Source organism: Gordonia sp. B8661-1 (genome assembly GCF_059427765.1).
The window spans coordinates 1-16,551 of the sequence record NZ_JCAHRL010000015.1 but is presented as its reverse complement, the minus strand read 5'-3'; the positions used below and the strand labels follow the sequence as shown (position 1 = coordinate 16,551).

Sequence of the window (16,551 nt, the reverse complement as noted above, 5' to 3'; positions counted from 1 at the left end):
CCGCTCACTCCCTCCGGTCGGCGAGGCGTCGCGCGGCAGCGGGATCGAGCGGTGGCAGCGCCAGGATGTGAGCCACCGCGTGCCACGGCTCCAGACGGACGTAGTTGGCCTGCCCCCAGTGGAATTCCTGGCCGGACACCTCGTCGACGACCGTGAACCGGTCCTGCCAGTCGAAACCGAGTGCGGGCATGTCCAGCCACACCGTCGAGTCCTCGGTGCCGAACGGGTTGAGGTTGATGACGACGATCACGCGGTCGCCGGAGACCGGGTCGATCTTCGAGTAGGCGATCAGTGCCGGATTGTCGACGTGGTGAAAAGCGATGTTGCGCAACTGCTGCAGGGCGGGGTGCCTGCGGCGGATGGCGTTGAGCGAGGTGATCCACGGTTCCAGGGATTCGCCGCGGCTCGCCGCCGATTTGTAGTCACGGGGGCGCAGTTCGTACTTCTCCGAATGGAGGTATTCCTCACTGCCCTCGGCGACCGCGACATGTTCATAGAGTTCGTATCCGCTGTACACACCCCAGCTCGGTGACAGGGTCGCGGCGAGTGCGGCCCGCAGGGCGAACATCCCGGGACCGCCGTGCTGCAGACTCGCATGCAGGATGTCCGGCGTGTTGACGAATAGGTTCGGTCGAGCCTCGTCGGCATGCGCCGCCAGCTCCCGGCCGAATTCCTCGAGTTCCCACTTGTGCGTCTTCCAGGTGAAATACGTGTAGGACTGGGTGAATCCGAGACGGGCGAGACCATACAGACGAGCGGGACGCGTGAAGGCCTCGGACAGGAACAGGACATCCGGGTCGCGTTTCTTCACCTCGGTGATCAGCCATTCCCAGAAATTCGGGGGTTTGGTGTGCGGATTGTCGACACGGAAGATCTTGACCCCCAGGCCGACCCAGTGCAGGACCACTTTGAGGACGGCGCGGTAGATCCCGTTGCGGTCCGCGTCGAAGTTCAGCGGGTAGATGTCCTGATATTTCTTGGGCGGATTCTCCGCGAAGGCGATGGTGCCGTCCGGCTGGATCATGAACCATTCGGGATGGTCGCGCGCCCAGGGATGATCGGGTGCGCACTGCAGGGCGAGATCGAGTGCCACCTCCATCCCGAGATCGGTTGCCCGGCTGACGAAGTACGCGAAATCCGCTTCCGTGCCGAGTGCCGGATGAATCGCGTCGTGGCCGCCGTCGGCGCTGCCGATGGCCCAGGGGGATCCCACATCGTCCGGATTCGCGACGAGAGAGTTGTTGCGGCCCTTGCGATTCACCTGCCCGATCGGATGAATGGGCGGTAGGTACACCACGTCGAACCCCATGTCCGCGATGCGGGGCAGCTCGGCGGCGGCGGTGAGGAAGGTGCCGTGCAGGGGAGTGCCCTCGCCGTCCCAGCCGCCGGTGGAGCGCGGGAAGAACTCGTACCAGGACCCGTACAGCGCGCGACGGCGGTCGGCCCAGATCCGGTACGAACGGGATTTGGTCACCAGGTCCCGGACCGGATGCGCGGCGAGCAGATCCGAGACCTCCTCGGAGACCGCGAGGTTGATGCGGTTCTCCACACGGCGCCTGCGGGAACGGAGTCCGTCGATGGCGTCGTCGAGCAACTCCAGGGAGTCCACCGGTACCACCGCACGCGCCCGTTCCAGCACCTCCACACCGATCTCGAGGTCGTTCGCGAGGTCGGCGGCACCCTGACCGGCGTCGACCTTCTTCAGGACGGCGTCACGCCAGGTCGTGTAGCGGTCGCTCCATGCCTCGATGCGGAACACCCAGTAACCGACCTCGTCCGGTACGAAGGAGGCGTTGAAGACGTCGGGCGTGTGCGCGGGCGTCATCCGGATGTCGGTGGACGTGCGTCGCGGGCCGTCGACGTGCACCGTGACGCCGAGGGCGTCGTGCCCTTCGCGCCACGCGGTGGTCGAAATGGGGATCAATTCGCCGACAACGGCTTTGGCGGGATACTGACCGGCGGCGACCAGGGGTTCGATGTCGTCGATGCCCATCCGTCCGATCACCCGCGGCTCCTCTCGTCCGGCCAAGACCATCCCCGGAGCCTCAACCGTAGGTGATCTTCGCCAGTCTGCCCAACGCAGAGCGCACCAGGTCGCCGTCGGTGGTGCGCCAGAACGGCGGCAACGAGGCCAGCAGGTAGCCGCCGTACGCCGCGGAGGCCAGGCGGGAGTCGAGCACCGCGACGACACCGCGATCGTCGGTGGACCGCAGGAGTCGGCCTGCGCCCTGGGCCAGTAGTAGGGCGGCGTGGTTCGCCGCGACGGCCAGGAACCCGTTGCCGCCCCGCGCCTCGACGGCCCGCTGACGTGCGGTGAGCAGCGGATCGTCGGGGCGCGGGAAGGGGATCCGGTCGATCACCACGAGGCTGCACGACGGACCCGGCACGTCGACGCCCTGCCACAGCGACAGCGTGCCGAACAGGCAGGTCTCCGGATCGTCGGCGAAGCGGCGGACCAGCGCGGAGGTGGCGTCGTCGCCCTGGCACAGGACCGGACGGTCCGATCGGGCGCGGATCGCCTCGGCCGCCTCCTTGGCGGCCCGCATGGAGGAGAACAGGCCGAGCGTCCGGCCGTTCGCAGCGTCGATGAGACCGGCCAGTTCGTCGAGCATGGCGGGGGACAGCGCGTCGCGGCCGGGGCGCGGAAGATGGCGGGCGACGTAGAGGATGGCCGCCTTCGGGTAGTCGAAGGGGGAACCGGCGTCGAGTCCCGACCACCGTGGCGGTGCGGAATCCGATGGTGCGGTCTTGCCGGTCGCGGTGACGTCGATGTCGGCCGATGTCGATGGGGCTCCCGCGTCGCTTCCACCGCTCTCGCGCCGCCCGGATGCGGGGAGCCCCCAGGTGGCGGCCAGAGCGTCGAAGTTGCCGCCGATGGTCAGCGTGGCCGACGTCAGGATGATGGTGGCCTTCTCGAACAGCGACGAGCGCAGAAGGCCGCCGACGGACAGCGGGGCGATGCGCAGGATCGGCCGGGTCTCGCCGCCGAACCGGTCGTACGCGACCCAGATGACGTCGCGCCGCTTCGTCTCGTCGGTCTGCTCGAAGGCGGTCAGAATGCGGACGACCGTGTCGTGGGTTTCCTCGAGCGACGTCAGCGCCGCGGATCGGGCGGCGGCGGAGTCGTCGTTCACGCCGCGACGTACCGGTCCGATCGCGTTGCGGGCCACCCACAGCCGATCACGCAGGGAGGCAAGCGCTTCCGCCATTCCCGAGGGAAGTCGCAACCATTCGCGCGCGGGGGTGTCGGCCAGCAGCTCACCGAGCAGTTCACCGGCCCCGACGAGCGCGTCGGTCGTCTCGTCGTCGAGGAGTTTGCCGCAGCGGCGGGCCACCAGGGTGATCGATGCGCCGGAGATCTCCGCCGTCGACACCGAGGTGATGCGGTCGACGAGCTCGTGGGCTTCGTCGATCATCACGACATCGTGTTCGGGCAGGATGTTCGCCGGGCTCATCGCGTCGATCGCCAGCATCGCGTGGTTGGTGACCACCACGTCGACCTGTCCGGCCGACCGGCGGGCCCGCTCGGCGAAGCAGTCCTCGGCGTAGCCGCAGTTGCTCGCCCCCAGGCATTCCCGGGCGCTCACGCTCACCTGCCGCCACGAGCGGTCGGTGACGCCCGGGGTCAGGTCGTCACGATCCCCGGTCTCGGTGTCGGAGGTCCATTCCCGCAGCCGGGTGACCTCGCGTCCGGTACGTGACAACTCGAAGGCGTCGAACAGTTCGGTCGCCGGCTCCTCGGCGGTCCCGTGATGGATCTTGTTGAGACACAGGTAGTTTCCGCGGCCCTTGAGGATCGCGAAGGTGGGTTCGCGGCCGATGGTGGGCGCGAGTGCGGTCGCCAGTCGCGGCAGGTCGCGTTCGATGAGCTGCCGCTGCAGGGCGATGGTCGCCGTGGACACCACGACCGTCCGGCCGGTGCGCACCGCATGGCGAATGGCCGGGACCAGGTAGGCGAGTGACTTGCCGGTACCGGTACCGGCCTGGACAGCGAGGTGTTCGCCGGTGTCGATGGCGTGATCGACCGCGGTCGCCATCCGGACCTGCCCGTCGCGGCGACGGCCGCCGAGGGCGGTCACGGCGGTGTCGAGCAGCGAGGTGACCGGTGGGATGTCGCTCATTCGGTGTCGGCGGAGCCGGTGTAGATCAGATCCCCGACCACCTCCACGCCGGCGTCCCGCATCTCCTTGAGCGCCCGTGCTGTGGACTTCTCGGACACGGCGGCGGTGAAGTTCAGCAGCACCCGGGTGGCGAAGCCCTCGGCGACCGCGTCGAGGGCGGTGGCCCGGACACAGTGATCCGTGGCGATGCCGACGACGTCGACGGCGGTGATCTTGTGGGCGCGAAGCCAATCGGCCAGGGTCGTGCCGTCGTCGGCGGTGCCCTCGAATCCGGAGTAGGCGGCGCTGTACTGGCCCTTGGAGAAGATCTCCTGTGCGGCGCCCACATCGAAGGACGGGTGGAAGGCCGCGCCGTCGGTGCCGACCCGGCAGTGCGGTGGCCAGGAGTCGACGAAGTCGGGGTTCTCCGAGAAGTGGGCTCCCGGATCGATGTGGTGATCGCGGGTGGCCACCACGGTCGGGTATTCGCCGACGATGGTGTTGATCGCGGTCGCGACGGCGGCGCCGCCACGGACCCCGAGCGCACCGCCCTCGCAGAAGTCGTTCTGCACGTCGACGATGATCAACGCGCAGTTCTTCGGCTGCTGATCGGACATGGTGCGTGTTCCTCGTTTCGGTCCGAGTGGTTCGGTGGTCTGTGCGTACGCCTAGGGCGTGACGTGCCGGGTGGGGATGGCCGGGTCGCCGTGCGACAGTCCGAGTCCCTCCCACGGGAGGCTGATCAGATTGTCGGCCAGCAGTTTCCGAGCGTCGTCCAGGGTCGGCAGGCCGTCGACCGGTGTGCCGCCGCGTACCAGGGGGATCTGCAGGGGCCGCACCGTGAGGCCGGGCATCTCCGGCTGGTCGTCGCCCGCGCGGTAGACGAGTTCCTCGACGATGGTGCCGGTGGGCCGCGCGGCACGGGCCGCGGACTTCGCGCCACCACGGGATTCCTTGTGGCTCGAGCGTTTTGCGACCGGGATGCCGTCCACCTCGACGAGCTTGTAGACCATGCCCGCGGTCGGCGCGCCCGAGCCCGTGACCACCGATGTGCCGACACCGTAGGTGTCGACGGGCTCGGCCCGCAGGGACGCGATCGCATACTCGTCGAGGTCGCCGGACACCACGATCTTGGTCTTCGTGGCGCCGAGTTCGTCGAGTTGTTCGCGGACCTGGCGCGCCAGCACACCCAGATCACCGGAGTCGATCCGCACACCACCGAGTTCGGGGCCGGCGACCTCGATCGCGTTCCGCACGCCCTGCGTGATGTCGTAGGTGTCGACGAGCAGGGTCGTCCCCACACCCAGTGCCTCGACCTGCGCGGCGAAGGCCGCCTTCTCGTCCGGGCCGTCGGGGCCGGTGAAGCCGAGTGTGAAGGCATGCGCGGCGGTGCCCGCGCTGGGGACGCCGTACGTGCGGGCCGCCTCCAGATTGGATGTGGTCGTCACGCCGGCGAGATAGGCCGCCCGGGCCGCGGCGACCGCGGCACGCTCATGGGTGCGACGTGACCCCATCTCGATGATCGGCCGTGAGGCGGCCGCACTGACCATGCGGGCCGCGGCCGACGCGATGGCGCTGTCGTGGTTCAGGATCGACAGAATCAGCGTCTCGAGCACCACGCCGTCGACGAATCCGGCGCGCACGGTGAGGATCGGGGAGCCGGGGAAGTACAGTTCGCCTTCGCGGTAGCCGTCGATATCGCCGGAGAAGCGGTAGTCGCGGAGCCAGTCCACGGTGTCCGCGTCCAGGAATTCCGACACGAGCGCCAGTTCGGCGTCGCCGAACCGGAAAGACATCAGGTCGTCGATGAGCCGGCCGGTGCCCGCGACGACCCCGTAGCGACGGCCGTCGGGCAGACGCCGCGCGAAGACCTCGAACACGCACGGACGGTGCGCCACGGGCTGCCGCAACGCGGCGGACACCATCGTCAGCTCGTAGTGGTCGGTCAGCAATGCGGTGCTGGCAGCGACCCCGCTGCTGGCGGGGGCATCGGTGTTATCGGGGATCATTTTCGCCTACCCTTGTCGCTATGGCGCCTGACGAAACTCGTGCGCACGAGGCTACCCCGGGCGAGCGCAGCGACGGGAGATTGGTCGGCGAGCGCAGCGACGGGAAATCCAGCGGCGGAACGGCGGTGGCCGACCCCGGGGTCGCCGAGGGAGCGACGGCGATCGACCGGCCCTGGGTGACCATCGTCTGGGACGACCCGGTGAATCTGATGCGCTACGTGACCTTCGTCTTTCAGAAGGTCTTCGGCTATTCGGAGTCTCGGGCCAACGAACTGATGATGCAGGTACACACCGAGGGCAAGGCCGTCGTGTCGGCCGGGGAACGCGACAAGATGGAATCCGACGTCCGCAAGCTGCACGCCGCCGGTCTGTGGGCGACGATGCAGCGGGACAGCTAGGCGCGGGCGGACACAGTGCGAACCTGGAAGAGGCGTGGCCGCGGCGCGTCGGTGCGAATCTGTTCCAACCTCGACGAACACGAGGTGGAACTGCTCGCGTCGATGGTCGGCTCCATGCAGGAATTGCTGACCGAGCGTGAATCGACGGCTCCCACCGACGAATTGTCCGAACTGACGGGCATCGCATCGGGGCATTCGAGCGCCCCCACCGACGTGACGCTGGGTCGTCTGCTGCCCGATTTCCACCGGCCCGAGCAGGACCGCGAGCTGAGCGTCGACGTGGTCAACGGCGATTTCAACGGGGCGCTGCGCAGCGTCCACGAACCACACATCCTGAAGGCCAAGTTGACTGCGGCGCAGGTGATGCTGGACAGCCTGCCGCCCGGCGGCGGCGATCTGGCGCTCACGGAGGAACAGGCGATGGAGTGGCTGACCGCGCTCAACGACGTGCGGCTGGCCCTCGGGGCGATGCTCGGGATCTCCGAGGACACGCCCGATCAATTGCCGCCCGATCATCCGCAGGCCGCACATCTCGATGTCTATCACTGGCTGACGGTCATGCAGGAACTGCTCGTCGATGCGCTCATGTGACATGCCGACCGGTGCGGCCCGGTGACGACGTCCCGCCGGGGTGACCGGATCACCGACGTCGAGGGCGTCGGGGTCGGTCACCATCACCACATCGACGACGACGCCACGGTCGCGGAGCAGGACGGCCCGCGCGGTCGGGGCTGGGCCACCGGGACAACCGTGATCCGAATCGACGCACCGGATGCGGTGTGTGCGGTCGACGTGCGCGGCGGCGGCCCCGGCACGCGCGAGACCGACCTGCTCGATCCGGTGAACACCGTCCAGACGGCCCACGCCATCGTGCTCACCGGCGGCAGCGCCTACGGATTGTCGGCGGCCGATGGCGTGATGACCGCACTGGAGGCGGCCGGCGCCGGATTGCCGATGGACGACCACGGGCACGTGGTGCCCATCGTGCCCGCCGCGGTGATCTTCGATCTGCCCGTGGGGGACTGGTCGTCGCGGCCGGGTCCGGACTTCGGTGCGGCGGCTCTGGAGGCGGTGACGGCGGACTTCGCGGTCGGCAGTGTGGGCGCGGGTGCGGGCGCTCGCGCCGGGGCGCTGAAGGGTGGTGTGGGCACCGCGTCGGTGCGCATCGGCGACGGTCCGGCGCAGGGCGTCACCGTGGGCGTGCTGGTCGTCGCGAACCCGGTGGGGTCGGTGATCGACCCGGAGACCGGATTGCCCTGGGGTGCAACGGAAAACGAACTTCGAGCGCGTGGTCTCGGTAGGCCGGTGGATGCCGAGGTGCAACGACACGCCGAACTCGTCGCGAAACAGACCGTGCTCAACACGACGATCGGTGTCATCGCCACGGACGCCGCCCTCGATCCGGCATCCCTTCGCCGGGTGGCCATGTCCGGCCACGACGGACTGGCGCGTGCCATCCGGCCCGCCCACTCGCCGCTCGACGGGGACACGCTGTTCGCGGTGTCGACCGGTCGTCTCCGCGTGCCCGCGTCGCCCGAGGTGCCCGCGGGCATGAACGCCGATGTCGCGGTTCTCTCCGAGGTGTGCCGGGTCGCGGCCGATACCGTGCAGGCCGCGGTCATCGACGCGGTTCTCGCCGCGGAGTCGGTGGCGAACATCCCGGCGTATCGCGACGTGCTGCCGTCGGCCCGCCGGGCCGCACCGGAATAGGGTCGTCCACGTTCGCGTTGGGGCCGATGACGTCGGGTGTCCGTTGACGTCAGGTGTCCGCGGAGCGAGAGAGGTGACACGTGCTGGAGATCAGCCGGGAACTGGTCGATGAGATGATCCGTCACGCACGGGCCGACCATCCCGACGAGGCCTGCGGCATCATCGCCGGACCCGAGGGATCCGATCGACCGGAACGATTCGTCGCGATGACCAACGCCGAGCGTTCTCCGACGTTCTACCGCTTCGACTCCGGCGAACAGCTGGCCGTCTGGCGCGAGATGGAACGGCGCGACGAGGAGCCGATCGTCATCTACCACTCGCACACCGCCACCGAGGCCTATCCCAGTCGTACCGATGTGTCCTACGCGAGCGAACCCAACGCGCACTATGTCCTGGTGTCCACCCGTGATGCCGAAACCGAGGAGATCCGCAGCTATCGCATCGTCGACGGCGTGGTGACCGAAGAGCCGATCGAGATCAGGAGCTGACCATGGCGATCACCGTGTCCATCCCGACCATCCTGCGCCCCCACACCGGCGGCGAGAAGCGCGTCACTGCGGAGGGGGCCACCCTCGCGGAGATCATCGACAATCTGGAGGCCGCGCACCCGGGCCTCAAGGAGCGGCTCGTCGCCGACGGCAAGCTGCACCGCTTCGTCAACATCTACGTCAACGACGAGGACGTCCGGTTCTCCGGTGGACTGGAAACAGCGACCGCCGACGGCGACGACGTCACCATCCTGCCCGCGGTCGCCGGCGGATAGTCCGGACGTGGCGCGTTATCTCTCGCTGATCGATTCGGTCGGCCACACCCCGCTGATCGGGTTGCAACGGCTGTCCCCTCGCTGGGAGGACACCGAGGAGGGGCCGCACGTCCGGCTGTGGGCGAAACTCGAGGACCGCAATCCGACCGGTTCCATCAAGGATCGTCCGGCGCTGCGGATGATCGAACAGGCCGAACGCGACGGACTGCTCACGCCCGGGTCCACCATCCTGGAACCGACGAGCGGCAACACCGGCATCTCGCTGGCCATGGCCGCGAAACTCAAGGGCTATCACCTGATCTGCGTGATGCCGGAGAACACCTCGGAAGAACGCCGATCACTACTGACGATGTTCGGCGCCGAGATCATCTCCTCGCCGGCCGCGGGCGGCTCGAACACCGCGGTCGCGATGGCCAAGGAACTTGCCGCGCAACATCCGGACTGGGTGATGCTCTACCAATACGGCAACGACGCCAACTGGCGCGCGCACTACGAGGGCACCGGACCCGAACTGTACGAGGACCTGCCGGAGATCACGCATTTCGTGGCCGGCCTCGGCACCACCGGCACCCTGATGGGCGTGGGACGGTACCTGCGCGAACAGAATCCGGAGATCGAGATCGTCGCGGCCGAACCGCGCTACGGCGACGAGGTGTACGGACTCCGCAACATCGACGAGGGTTTCGTACCCGAGCTGTACGACGATTCGGTGCTGACCCGCCGTTTCTCCGTCCAGGGCGTGGACGCGGTGGCCCGGGTGCGTGAACTCATCGACACCGAGGGGATCTTCGCCGGGGTGTCCACCGGCGCCATCCTGCAGGCGGCCCGCGGTGTGGCGCGCGGTGCGCTGAAGTCCGGCCGTCGCGCCGACATCGGGCTCGTCGTACCCGACGCGGGATGGAAGTATCTGAGCACCGGGGCCTACGAAGGTAGCCTGGAGCAGGCGGAGCAGGCCCTCGAAGGCCAGCTCTGGGCGTGACGTCACCCGCGTCCCCACCCAACCTTCTGCACCGATCGGATATGTGATGACCACCAGCCCGGCCACCAACGCGCCCGCGAAGCGTCCCCTGTGGCAGCGGTCCGCGATCGTCATGGCGGCCATCGCGGTCCTGCTCGTGGTCATCGAGGCGATCGATGCCGCGACGAACTTCCGCCTCGACGACAACGGCATCATCCCCCGGGAGGTCGACGGTCTCGACGGCGTCGTCTGGTCGCCCTTCCTGCACGCCGACTGGGCACATCTGTTCAGCAACCTGACTGTCGGTGTGGTGCTCGGCTTCCTCCTGCTGATGGCCAAACGATTCCTGATCGTCACCGCCATCGTGTGGGTCGTCTCGGGGCTCGGCGTGTGGCTGTTCGGCGCCACCTACTCGGTCACCATCGGCGCCTCCGGCGTGATCTTCGGCTGGCTCGCCTATCTGCTGGTGCGCGGGCTGTTCAACCGGAATCTGTGGCAGATCCTCGGCGGCGTCGTGCTGTTCGTCGTCTACGGCTCGGTGCTGTGGGGTGTGCTGCCCCAGGACGCGTCGGTGTCCTGGCAGGGGCATCTGTTCGGCGCGATCGGTGGCGTGCTCGCCGCCTGGTACCTTGCCGACCGCGATCGTCGGCGCCGCACCGTGAGCCCGGCGACACCGGGGGTGCCGTCATAGCCGCGATCGACCCGATGGCGCCCATCGGCATCTTCGACTCCGGCGTGGGCGGACTCACCGTCGCGCGGGCCGTCATCGACCTGCTGCCCGACGAGGACATCGTCTACATCGGCGACACCGCCAACGGCCCCTACGGCCCCCTCGCCATCCCGGACATCCGCAGGCACGCGCTGGCGATCGGCGACGATCTCGCCGAGACCGGCGTCAAGGCCATCGTCATCGCCTGCAACACGGCGTCCGCGGCCTGCCTGCGTGATGCGCGCGAACGCTATGCACCCATCCCGGTCATCGAGGTCGTGCTGCCGGCGGTACGTCGCGCGGTGGTGGCCACGAAGACCGGGCGCATCGGTGTCATCGGTACGGCCGCGACCATCAGGTCGCGGGCCTACCAGGATTCGTTCGCCGCGGCGCGGGACGCGGAGATCACCGCGGTGGCCTGCCCCCGCTTCGTGGACTTCGTCGAGCGTGGCATCACCAGCGGACGGCAGATTCTCGGACTCGCGCAGGGGTACCTGGAACCGTTGCAGGAGGCCGACGTCGACACCGTCGTGCTCGGCTGCACGCACTATCCGCTGTTGTCGGGTGTGATCCAGCTGGCCATGGGCGACGAGGTGACCCTGGTGTCCAGTGCCGAGGAGACCGCGAAGGACGTTTACCGCGTGTTGACCGAAACCGACGCGCTGCGTCCGCATCTCGACGACCGGACGGCGCGGCGTGAGTTCCGCGCCACGGGCGACCCGGAATCGTTTGCGCGCCTGTCGAGTCGCTTCCTCGGCCCGGCCATCGGCGACGTCACACATGTGTGACCGGTGACACCTGACAGTCATTCGGTTCATCAGACGTGACCCATTAGTGACTTCCGTCGGTTGTGCGCGTGGCACAGTAGGCACTATGCGGTTGACCGTCCTCGGATGTGCCGGGAGCGTCGGGGGGCCGGGGGTGCCGTGCTCGGGGTATCTACTCGAAGCCGACGGATACCAGCCCCTGCTCCTCGATTGTGGGCCCGGCGTGTTCGGTGAGTTGCAGCGTTACGCCGACCCCAATGCGGTCGACGTGATGCTCTCGCACCTGCACGCCGACCATTGCCTCGACCTGCCCGCGATGCTGGTGTGGCGTCGCTATGCGCCCACACCCGCGGTCGGCCGCGCACGCTTGTACGGTCCGCCCGGAACCGCGCTGCGCATCGGGGCGGCGTCGTCGGAGATCCCCGGGGAGATCGACGACATCACCGACACTTTCGACGTCATCGAATGGCAGGACGAACAGGTCCGGGCGATCCGCGGATTCGAGGTCGACTCGAGGCGCGTGAACCATCCGCCCGAGACCTTCGGGCTGCGGATCGTCGGCCCGGCAGGTCAGGTCCTGGTCTACAGCGGCGACACCGCGGTGTGTGAGGAGGTCGTCGACCTCGCGCGCGACGCCGACATGTTCCTGTGCGAGGCCACGTGGACGCATGATCCCGATCGTCCGCCGAATCTGCACCTGTCGGGCTATGAGGCCGGTGAGATCGCGACGAAGGCCGGTGTCGGTGCGTTGCTGGTGACGCATGTGGCGCCCTGGACGGATGCCGAGGCGGTGCTTGCCGAGGCCCGATCCACCTTCTCCGGTCCGGTGGACCTGGTGCGGCCCGGTCAGGTCTTCGACCTGCTCCCGTGACCGGATCCAGTCTCGATAGAGTTGGGCTGTGACCACACGAGCTGACGGCAGGGCCGACGACGAACTTCGACCGATCACCTTCACCCGGGGCTTCACCTCGCATCCCGCGGGCTCGGTGCTCGTGGAATTCGGCAAGACCCGTGTGATGTGCACGGCGAGCGTCACCGAGGGGGTGCCGCGCTGGCGGCGCGGCTCCGGTCTCGGCTGGCTCACCGCCGAGTACGCGATGCTGCCGTCCTCCACCCACGAGCGGTCGTCCCGTGAATCCGTGCGGGGCAAGGTAGGCGGCCGCACCCACGAGATCAGCCGCCTGGTGGGGCGTTCGCTGCGCGCGTGCATCGATCTGGGCGCGCTCGGTGAGAACACCATCGCCATCGACTGCGATGTCCTCCAGGCCGACGGCGGCACCCGCACCGCGGCCATCACCGGCGCCTACGTTGCCCTGGCCGACGCGGTCACCTGGTTGAAGGCCGCGGGCCTGCTCAGCGACCCGCAGCCGCTGTCGTGCATGATCGCCGCGGTCAGCGTCGGAGTGGTGGACGGCCGGGTGCGTCTCGACCTTCCGTACGAAGAGGATTCGCGTGCCGAGGTCGACATGAACGTGGTCGCCACCGATCTGGGGACGCTCGTCGAGGTGCAGGGCACCGGCGAGGGGGCGACCTTCCCGCGCGCGACCCTGGACAAGTTGCTCGACGTCGCCCTGGTGGGCACCGACCAACTGTTCGAGGCGCAGCGCGCCGTGCTGTCCGAACCGTATCCGGGTGAGCTGCCGGAGCCGAAGAAGTAGTCCGGGCGTGACGACGATCCTGGTCGCGAGCCGTAACGCGAAGAAGCTCACCGAACTCCGCCGGGTGCTCGACACGGCGGGGATCGTCGGCATCGACGTGGTCGGACTCGACGAGGTGCCCGATTATCCGGAGGAGCCGGAGACCGGCGCGACCTTCGAGGAGAATGCCCTGATCAAGGCGCGTTCCGGCGCGGCGGCGACCGGATTGCCCTGTCTGGCAGATGATTCCGGGTTGTCGGTGGATGCGCTGAACGGAATGCCGGGAGTGTTGTCGGCGCGATGGAGCGGCGGGCACGGCGACGACGCCGCCAACAATGCACTACTGCTCGCGCAGCTGTCCGATGTTCCGGCGGATCGTCGCGGGGCGGGATTCGTGTCCGCCTGCGCGCTGGTCGTCCCCGGCGCCGACGACGCAGCTGCCGAGACCGTGGTGCGCGGGGAGTGGCGCGGGACGGTCCTGACCGCCGAGCGCGGCGCGAACGGCTTCGGCTATGACCCGCTGTTCGTTCCCGACGACGATGTGGCACAAGGACGTTCGTCGGCGGAGCTGTCGCCGTCGGAGAAGGACGCACTGAGCCATCGCGGCAAGGCGCTCGCGCTGCTCGTACCGACGCTGGCGGAGCTGGCCGGCTGATCGTCGCGGCTCAGTTCAGCCCGGTCAGACGGGTGCCGTGAGATCCGCTGTGGATGGCCAACATCCGCTGCACCGAATCCGGCCACCGATACTGTGATGCGCGATGCCGGGCGGCCCGCTCGCGGTCCGTCCGCGGGATGGTGAGCAGACGTTCGATGCCGTCGGCGAAGGCCTCGGCCGAATTCTCGGCCAGCGCACCACAATTCGCATTCACCAGGCCGGCGACCGCCGACGAGCGGGACGCGACGACCGGTGTTCCGGACGCCAGCGACTCCAGTGCCGACAGGCAGAACGTCTCATGCGGCCCGGGGGCGAGGGAGATCTCGGTGGTCGCGAGGAGCGCGGCGACCTGGGTACGGTCGGCGACGTGCCCCAGGAAGGTGACGGGCAGCCCCCGGGCCGCGCGTTCCAGTGCTGGCCGTCGAGGACCGTCGCCGGCCACCACCAGATGCACCCGCCGCCGGTCGGCATGGAGTTTCGCCACTGCTGCGATGCTGCGGTCGGCGCGCTTTTCCGGCGACAACCTGCCGCAGTGGGTGATCAGTGTGGTGGTGGGGTCGGCGAAGCGCGCACCGACGGCCGGATCGGCGTGGCGCGGATCGAAGAGTTCGAGGTCCACGCCCAGGGGAGCGCGGGCCACGTTGTGCGCACCGATGCGATCGAATTCGGCGGCCGCGAAGTCGGTGGTGCACACCACCGAATCGAAAGAGGCCGCGGTGCGGCGGTTCGCCTCGTCGGCGATCGCATGGGCCACCGGGTTCGGCATGACGATGCCGAGCAGCCGATCGAGCCGCTCGTGCGACACCATCGTCGAATGGATGTCGCGGCGACGCGCCCAGGTGCCGAGCCCACGGAGCGTGAGGCGGTCGGAGACCTCGATCGCGTCGGGCCGTAATCCCGTCAGCACATCGGTGACCCGCTGCGGCCAGGCGATGCGGTAGCCACCGGAGAAGGGCAGCCGGGGTGCTCGTATCGTGACGCGCTGGACGCCGCCGGGCAGCGTTTCGGACCGGTCGTCGGGGCCGGGGACGACCAGGACGACCTCATGGCCAGCGGCCACATATCCGGCACCCCAGCGATCGACGGCGGTACGCAGACCGCCGGAGCGGGCCCCATAGAAGTTCGCGAGCTGCACGATGCGCACGCGACAGTGTTGCTCGCCGTGGGTGACGAAGTTCCAACGGCGACGTCATGCGTCGGCGATCAGCGGGTGAACAGATCGGCGAGCGCCGTTGGCTCAGATGCCGAACTGGGCTTTGACTTCCTTGGTGCGCAGGTGCTCGACATAGAACGACAGGAACGGAATGGTTCCCGCGATCGCGGTCAGAATGGTCTTGCCGATGGGCCAGCGCACCTTGATCGCCAGGTCGACCGCGCAGATCAGATAGACGAAGTAGACCCAGCCGTGCACGATCGGCACGAAATCCAGGGCGTCGACGTCGAAGCCGTACTTGAGGATCAGTTCCGCCACCAGCAGCAGCAACCAGAGACCGGTGATCCACGCGAGGACGCGATACCGGAGCAACGCGCTGCGGACCTTGTCGATGGGGGCGGTGGCTGCCGGGGCGGAAGTTTCGGTCACCGGGACTTGTCCTCACTGCTGGTTGTCGACGGGGGGCCGTTGAGTTCGGCCAGATACGAGTTGTAGTCGGCCAGAGCCGAATCGTCGTCCGGGGAATCGCGTGCCATCAGCGACGATGCGCTCGGCGTCGACGGACGCTCCGGCAGGATGCCCTCCGGGATCTCCGACGCACCCTTGGCGTCGGCCGCGAACTTCCGCTGCTCCTCCGGATCGTTCTCCAGCACCACGAAGCGCCGGTACGCGTAGATCACCGCGGCCGCGAACGCCGGCCACTGCAGCGCGTAACCCAGGTTCTGTCCGGTACCGGCCGACGACTGATAGCGATCCCACTGCCACCACGCCAGCGTCAGGCAGGCGACAGCAGCGACCACCGTCAGCACGATCAGTGCCGGACGGTGTCGTCGAGTACTGGGCGAGCCGGACTTCATACCCTCGACGGTACCTGTCCGGCATGTGTTGCCGAGCGGGCGGTAGGCTGATCGTCGCTGGTAGTGACCGGCACCACGCGCGAGTGGCGGAATTGGCAGACGCGCTGGATTTAGGTTCCAGTGTCCTAGGACGTGGGGGTTCAAGTCCCCCCTCGCGCACCATGGATTGCTTACTGCAATCACCACGGCCGTAGACGGCCACTTGGAGCAGTCATCAATCAGTTTTTTGGCGTCGCCGGGTGGGTCGATCGGGTTGCCGCGTGACGAAGAGGGCCGTAGCCAAGGCGATGTCCCTGGCTACATTGTTGGTTGTTGAGGCATGGTCGCCGAACCAGGGCTGGTCGCTGCCACCTATCGCGTTCCAGAACTACTAGTTGAAGGGCGCATGCAATGTTCGCAAGCGTCGAACGCCTGATTGATCTGTTCTCGCCACCTGCGGTGGGGCGGGCGGCTGACTGGCAGCCGGTCGAGGAGCGCCTTGGTGCGCCGATACCCGACGACTACAAGGAACTGGTTGATGCATTCGGGGATGCGACCTTCTGCGACGCCGTCGAGCTGTACCAGCCGAACTCGTCGAGTGAGGGACTTGACCTCGCAGATGCCACCGAACAAGACCGGGGCTTCTTGACCGACAACTCGGCAAACGATCGACCTGCCACCACTCCTGATGGTCAGCCATTCGACACGGCCAAGCTGATCAGCTGGGGCAAGGACGCTGGAGGAGGCTATTGGCTGTGGTATCCGGATCCCTCAGCACCAGATGACCCTTGGGACTGCTGCACGATCGGGTGACAGTGTCGGTGTCATGCCGCTGAGGCGGCTGTGTTGATGATCG

Annotated in this window: 19 protein-coding genes and 1 tRNA gene; 13 read left to right on the top strand and 7 right to left on the bottom strand. The window is 68.0% G+C overall.

Going from position 1 to position 16,551, the window contains the following annotated elements; translation table 11 throughout:
- Positions 1-4: 4 nt before the first annotated feature.
- Genes AC4JJG_RS20555 through AC4JJG_RS20540 form a run of 4 tightly spaced genes read right to left on the bottom strand, consistent with a single transcriptional unit; the run spans position 5 to position 6,109 of the window.
- Positions 5-2,005, bottom strand: coding sequence for a maltotransferase domain-containing protein (locus AC4JJG_RS20555; RefSeq protein WP_495402080.1), 2,001 nt, complete (start codon positions 2,003-2,005; stop codon positions 5-7).
- 40 nt (positions 2,006-2,045) lie between these two features.
- The gene (locus AC4JJG_RS20550) at positions 2,046-4,121 is read right to left on the bottom strand and encodes an ATP-dependent DNA helicase (RefSeq protein WP_495402079.1); all 2,076 of its coding nucleotides are present in this window, start codon (positions 4,119-4,121) and stop codon (positions 2,046-2,048) included.
- Positions 4,118-4,717, bottom strand: a complete 600-nt coding sequence (locus tag AC4JJG_RS20545) for a nicotinamidase (RefSeq protein ID WP_495402078.1) — start codon at positions 4,715-4,717, stop codon at positions 4,118-4,120. Before AC4JJG_RS20545 ends, AC4JJG_RS20550 begins: the two co-directional genes overlap by 4 nt.
- Positions 4,718-4,768: 51 nt before the next feature.
- The gene (locus AC4JJG_RS20540; protein ID WP_495402077.1) at positions 4,769-6,109 is read right to left on the bottom strand and encodes a nicotinate phosphoribosyltransferase; all 1,341 of its coding nucleotides are present in this window, start codon (positions 6,107-6,109) and stop codon (positions 4,769-4,771) included.
- Between the two features lie 20 nt (positions 6,110-6,129).
- Between AC4JJG_RS20540 and clpS the strand changes: the two genes are divergently transcribed.
- The 11 genes from clpS to AC4JJG_RS20485 all read left to right on the top strand — a co-directional run bounded on the left by clpS (position 6,130) and on the right by AC4JJG_RS20485 (position 13,706).
- Entirely contained in the window at positions 6,130-6,507 is a 378-nt protein-coding gene (clpS, locus tag AC4JJG_RS20535) for an ATP-dependent Clp protease adapter ClpS (protein WP_495402076.1), read from the top strand.
- Between the two features lie 15 nt (positions 6,508-6,522).
- Positions 6,523-7,098 (top strand): oxidative stress transcriptional regulator AosR, encoded by a 576-nt coding sequence (gene aosR, locus AC4JJG_RS20530; protein WP_495402075.1) that lies wholly within the window; start codon positions 6,523-6,525, stop codon positions 7,096-7,098.
- A gap of 21 nt (positions 7,099-7,119) precedes the next feature.
- Positions 7,120-8,217, top strand: coding sequence for a P1 family peptidase (locus AC4JJG_RS20525; RefSeq protein WP_495402074.1), 1,098 nt, complete (start codon positions 7,120-7,122; stop codon positions 8,215-8,217).
- A gap of 80 nt (positions 8,218-8,297) precedes the next feature.
- Positions 8,298-8,705, top strand: coding sequence for a M67 family metallopeptidase (locus AC4JJG_RS20520; protein WP_495402073.1), 408 nt, complete (start codon positions 8,298-8,300; stop codon positions 8,703-8,705).
- A 2-nt stretch (positions 8,706-8,707) separates the two neighbouring features.
- The gene (locus tag AC4JJG_RS20515) at positions 8,708-8,980 is read left to right on the top strand and encodes a MoaD/ThiS family protein (protein ID WP_495402072.1); all 273 of its coding nucleotides are present in this window, start codon (positions 8,708-8,710) and stop codon (positions 8,978-8,980) included.
- Positions 8,981-8,987: 7 nt separating this feature from the next.
- Complete coding sequence (locus AC4JJG_RS20510) at positions 8,988-9,959, top strand: PLP-dependent cysteine synthase family protein (protein WP_495402071.1); 972 nt, start codon at positions 8,988-8,990, stop codon at positions 9,957-9,959.
- A gap of 46 nt (positions 9,960-10,005) precedes the next feature.
- Positions 10,006-10,629: a rhomboid family intramembrane serine protease gene (locus tag AC4JJG_RS20505; protein ID WP_495402070.1), complete on the top strand. Its 624-nt coding sequence runs from the start codon at positions 10,006-10,008 to the stop codon at positions 10,627-10,629.
- A gap of 14 nt (positions 10,630-10,643) precedes the next feature.
- Complete coding sequence (gene murI / locus AC4JJG_RS20500; RefSeq protein WP_495402069.1) at positions 10,644-11,435, top strand: glutamate racemase; 792 nt, start codon at positions 10,644-10,646, stop codon at positions 11,433-11,435.
- Positions 11,436-11,520: 85 nt separating this feature from the next.
- Entirely contained in the window at positions 11,521-12,285 is a 765-nt protein-coding gene (locus tag AC4JJG_RS20495; RefSeq protein WP_495402068.1) for a cyclic nucleotide-degrading phosphodiesterase, read from the top strand.
- 28 nt (positions 12,286-12,313) lie between these two features.
- Positions 12,314-13,072 (top strand): ribonuclease PH, encoded by a 759-nt coding sequence (gene rph / locus AC4JJG_RS20490; RefSeq protein ID WP_495402067.1) that lies wholly within the window; start codon positions 12,314-12,316, stop codon positions 13,070-13,072.
- 7 nt (positions 13,073-13,079) lie between these two features.
- The gene (locus tag AC4JJG_RS20485; RefSeq protein WP_495402066.1) at positions 13,080-13,706 is read left to right on the top strand and encodes a non-canonical purine NTP pyrophosphatase; all 627 of its coding nucleotides are present in this window, start codon (positions 13,080-13,082) and stop codon (positions 13,704-13,706) included.
- Between the two features lie 10 nt (positions 13,707-13,716).
- On the opposite strand, the gene AC4JJG_RS20480 is transcribed toward AC4JJG_RS20485, so the two are convergent.
- The 3 genes from AC4JJG_RS20480 to AC4JJG_RS20470 all read right to left on the bottom strand — a co-directional run bounded on the left by AC4JJG_RS20480 (position 13,717) and on the right by AC4JJG_RS20470 (position 15,716).
- On the bottom strand, positions 13,717-14,850 hold the full coding sequence (locus tag AC4JJG_RS20480) for a glycosyltransferase (protein ID WP_495402065.1): 1,134 nt from the start codon (positions 14,848-14,850) through the stop codon (positions 13,717-13,719).
- A 93-nt stretch (positions 14,851-14,943) separates the two neighbouring features.
- Positions 14,944-15,288: a DUF3817 domain-containing protein gene (locus AC4JJG_RS20475; RefSeq protein ID WP_495402064.1), complete on the bottom strand. Its 345-nt coding sequence runs from the start codon at positions 15,286-15,288 to the stop codon at positions 14,944-14,946.
- Complete coding sequence (locus AC4JJG_RS20470) at positions 15,285-15,716, bottom strand: transcriptional regulator (protein WP_495402063.1); 432 nt, start codon at positions 15,714-15,716, stop codon at positions 15,285-15,287. The genes AC4JJG_RS20475 and AC4JJG_RS20470 overlap by 4 nt, the downstream gene beginning before the upstream one ends.
- Before the next feature lie 77 nt (positions 15,717-15,793).
- On the opposite strand from AC4JJG_RS20470, the gene AC4JJG_RS20465 reads away from it, so the two are divergent.
- Together AC4JJG_RS20465 and AC4JJG_RS20460 are read left to right on the top strand one after the other, a co-directional pair.
- Positions 15,794-15,878: transfer RNA gene (locus tag AC4JJG_RS20465), tRNA-Leu, on the top strand.
- A gap of 228 nt (positions 15,879-16,106) precedes the next feature.
- A complete protein-coding gene (locus tag AC4JJG_RS20460) occupies positions 16,107-16,508 on the top strand; it encodes a hypothetical protein (protein ID WP_495402062.1) in 402 nt (133 codons plus the stop codon).
- The last annotated feature ends 43 nt before the right edge of the window (positions 16,509-16,551 follow it).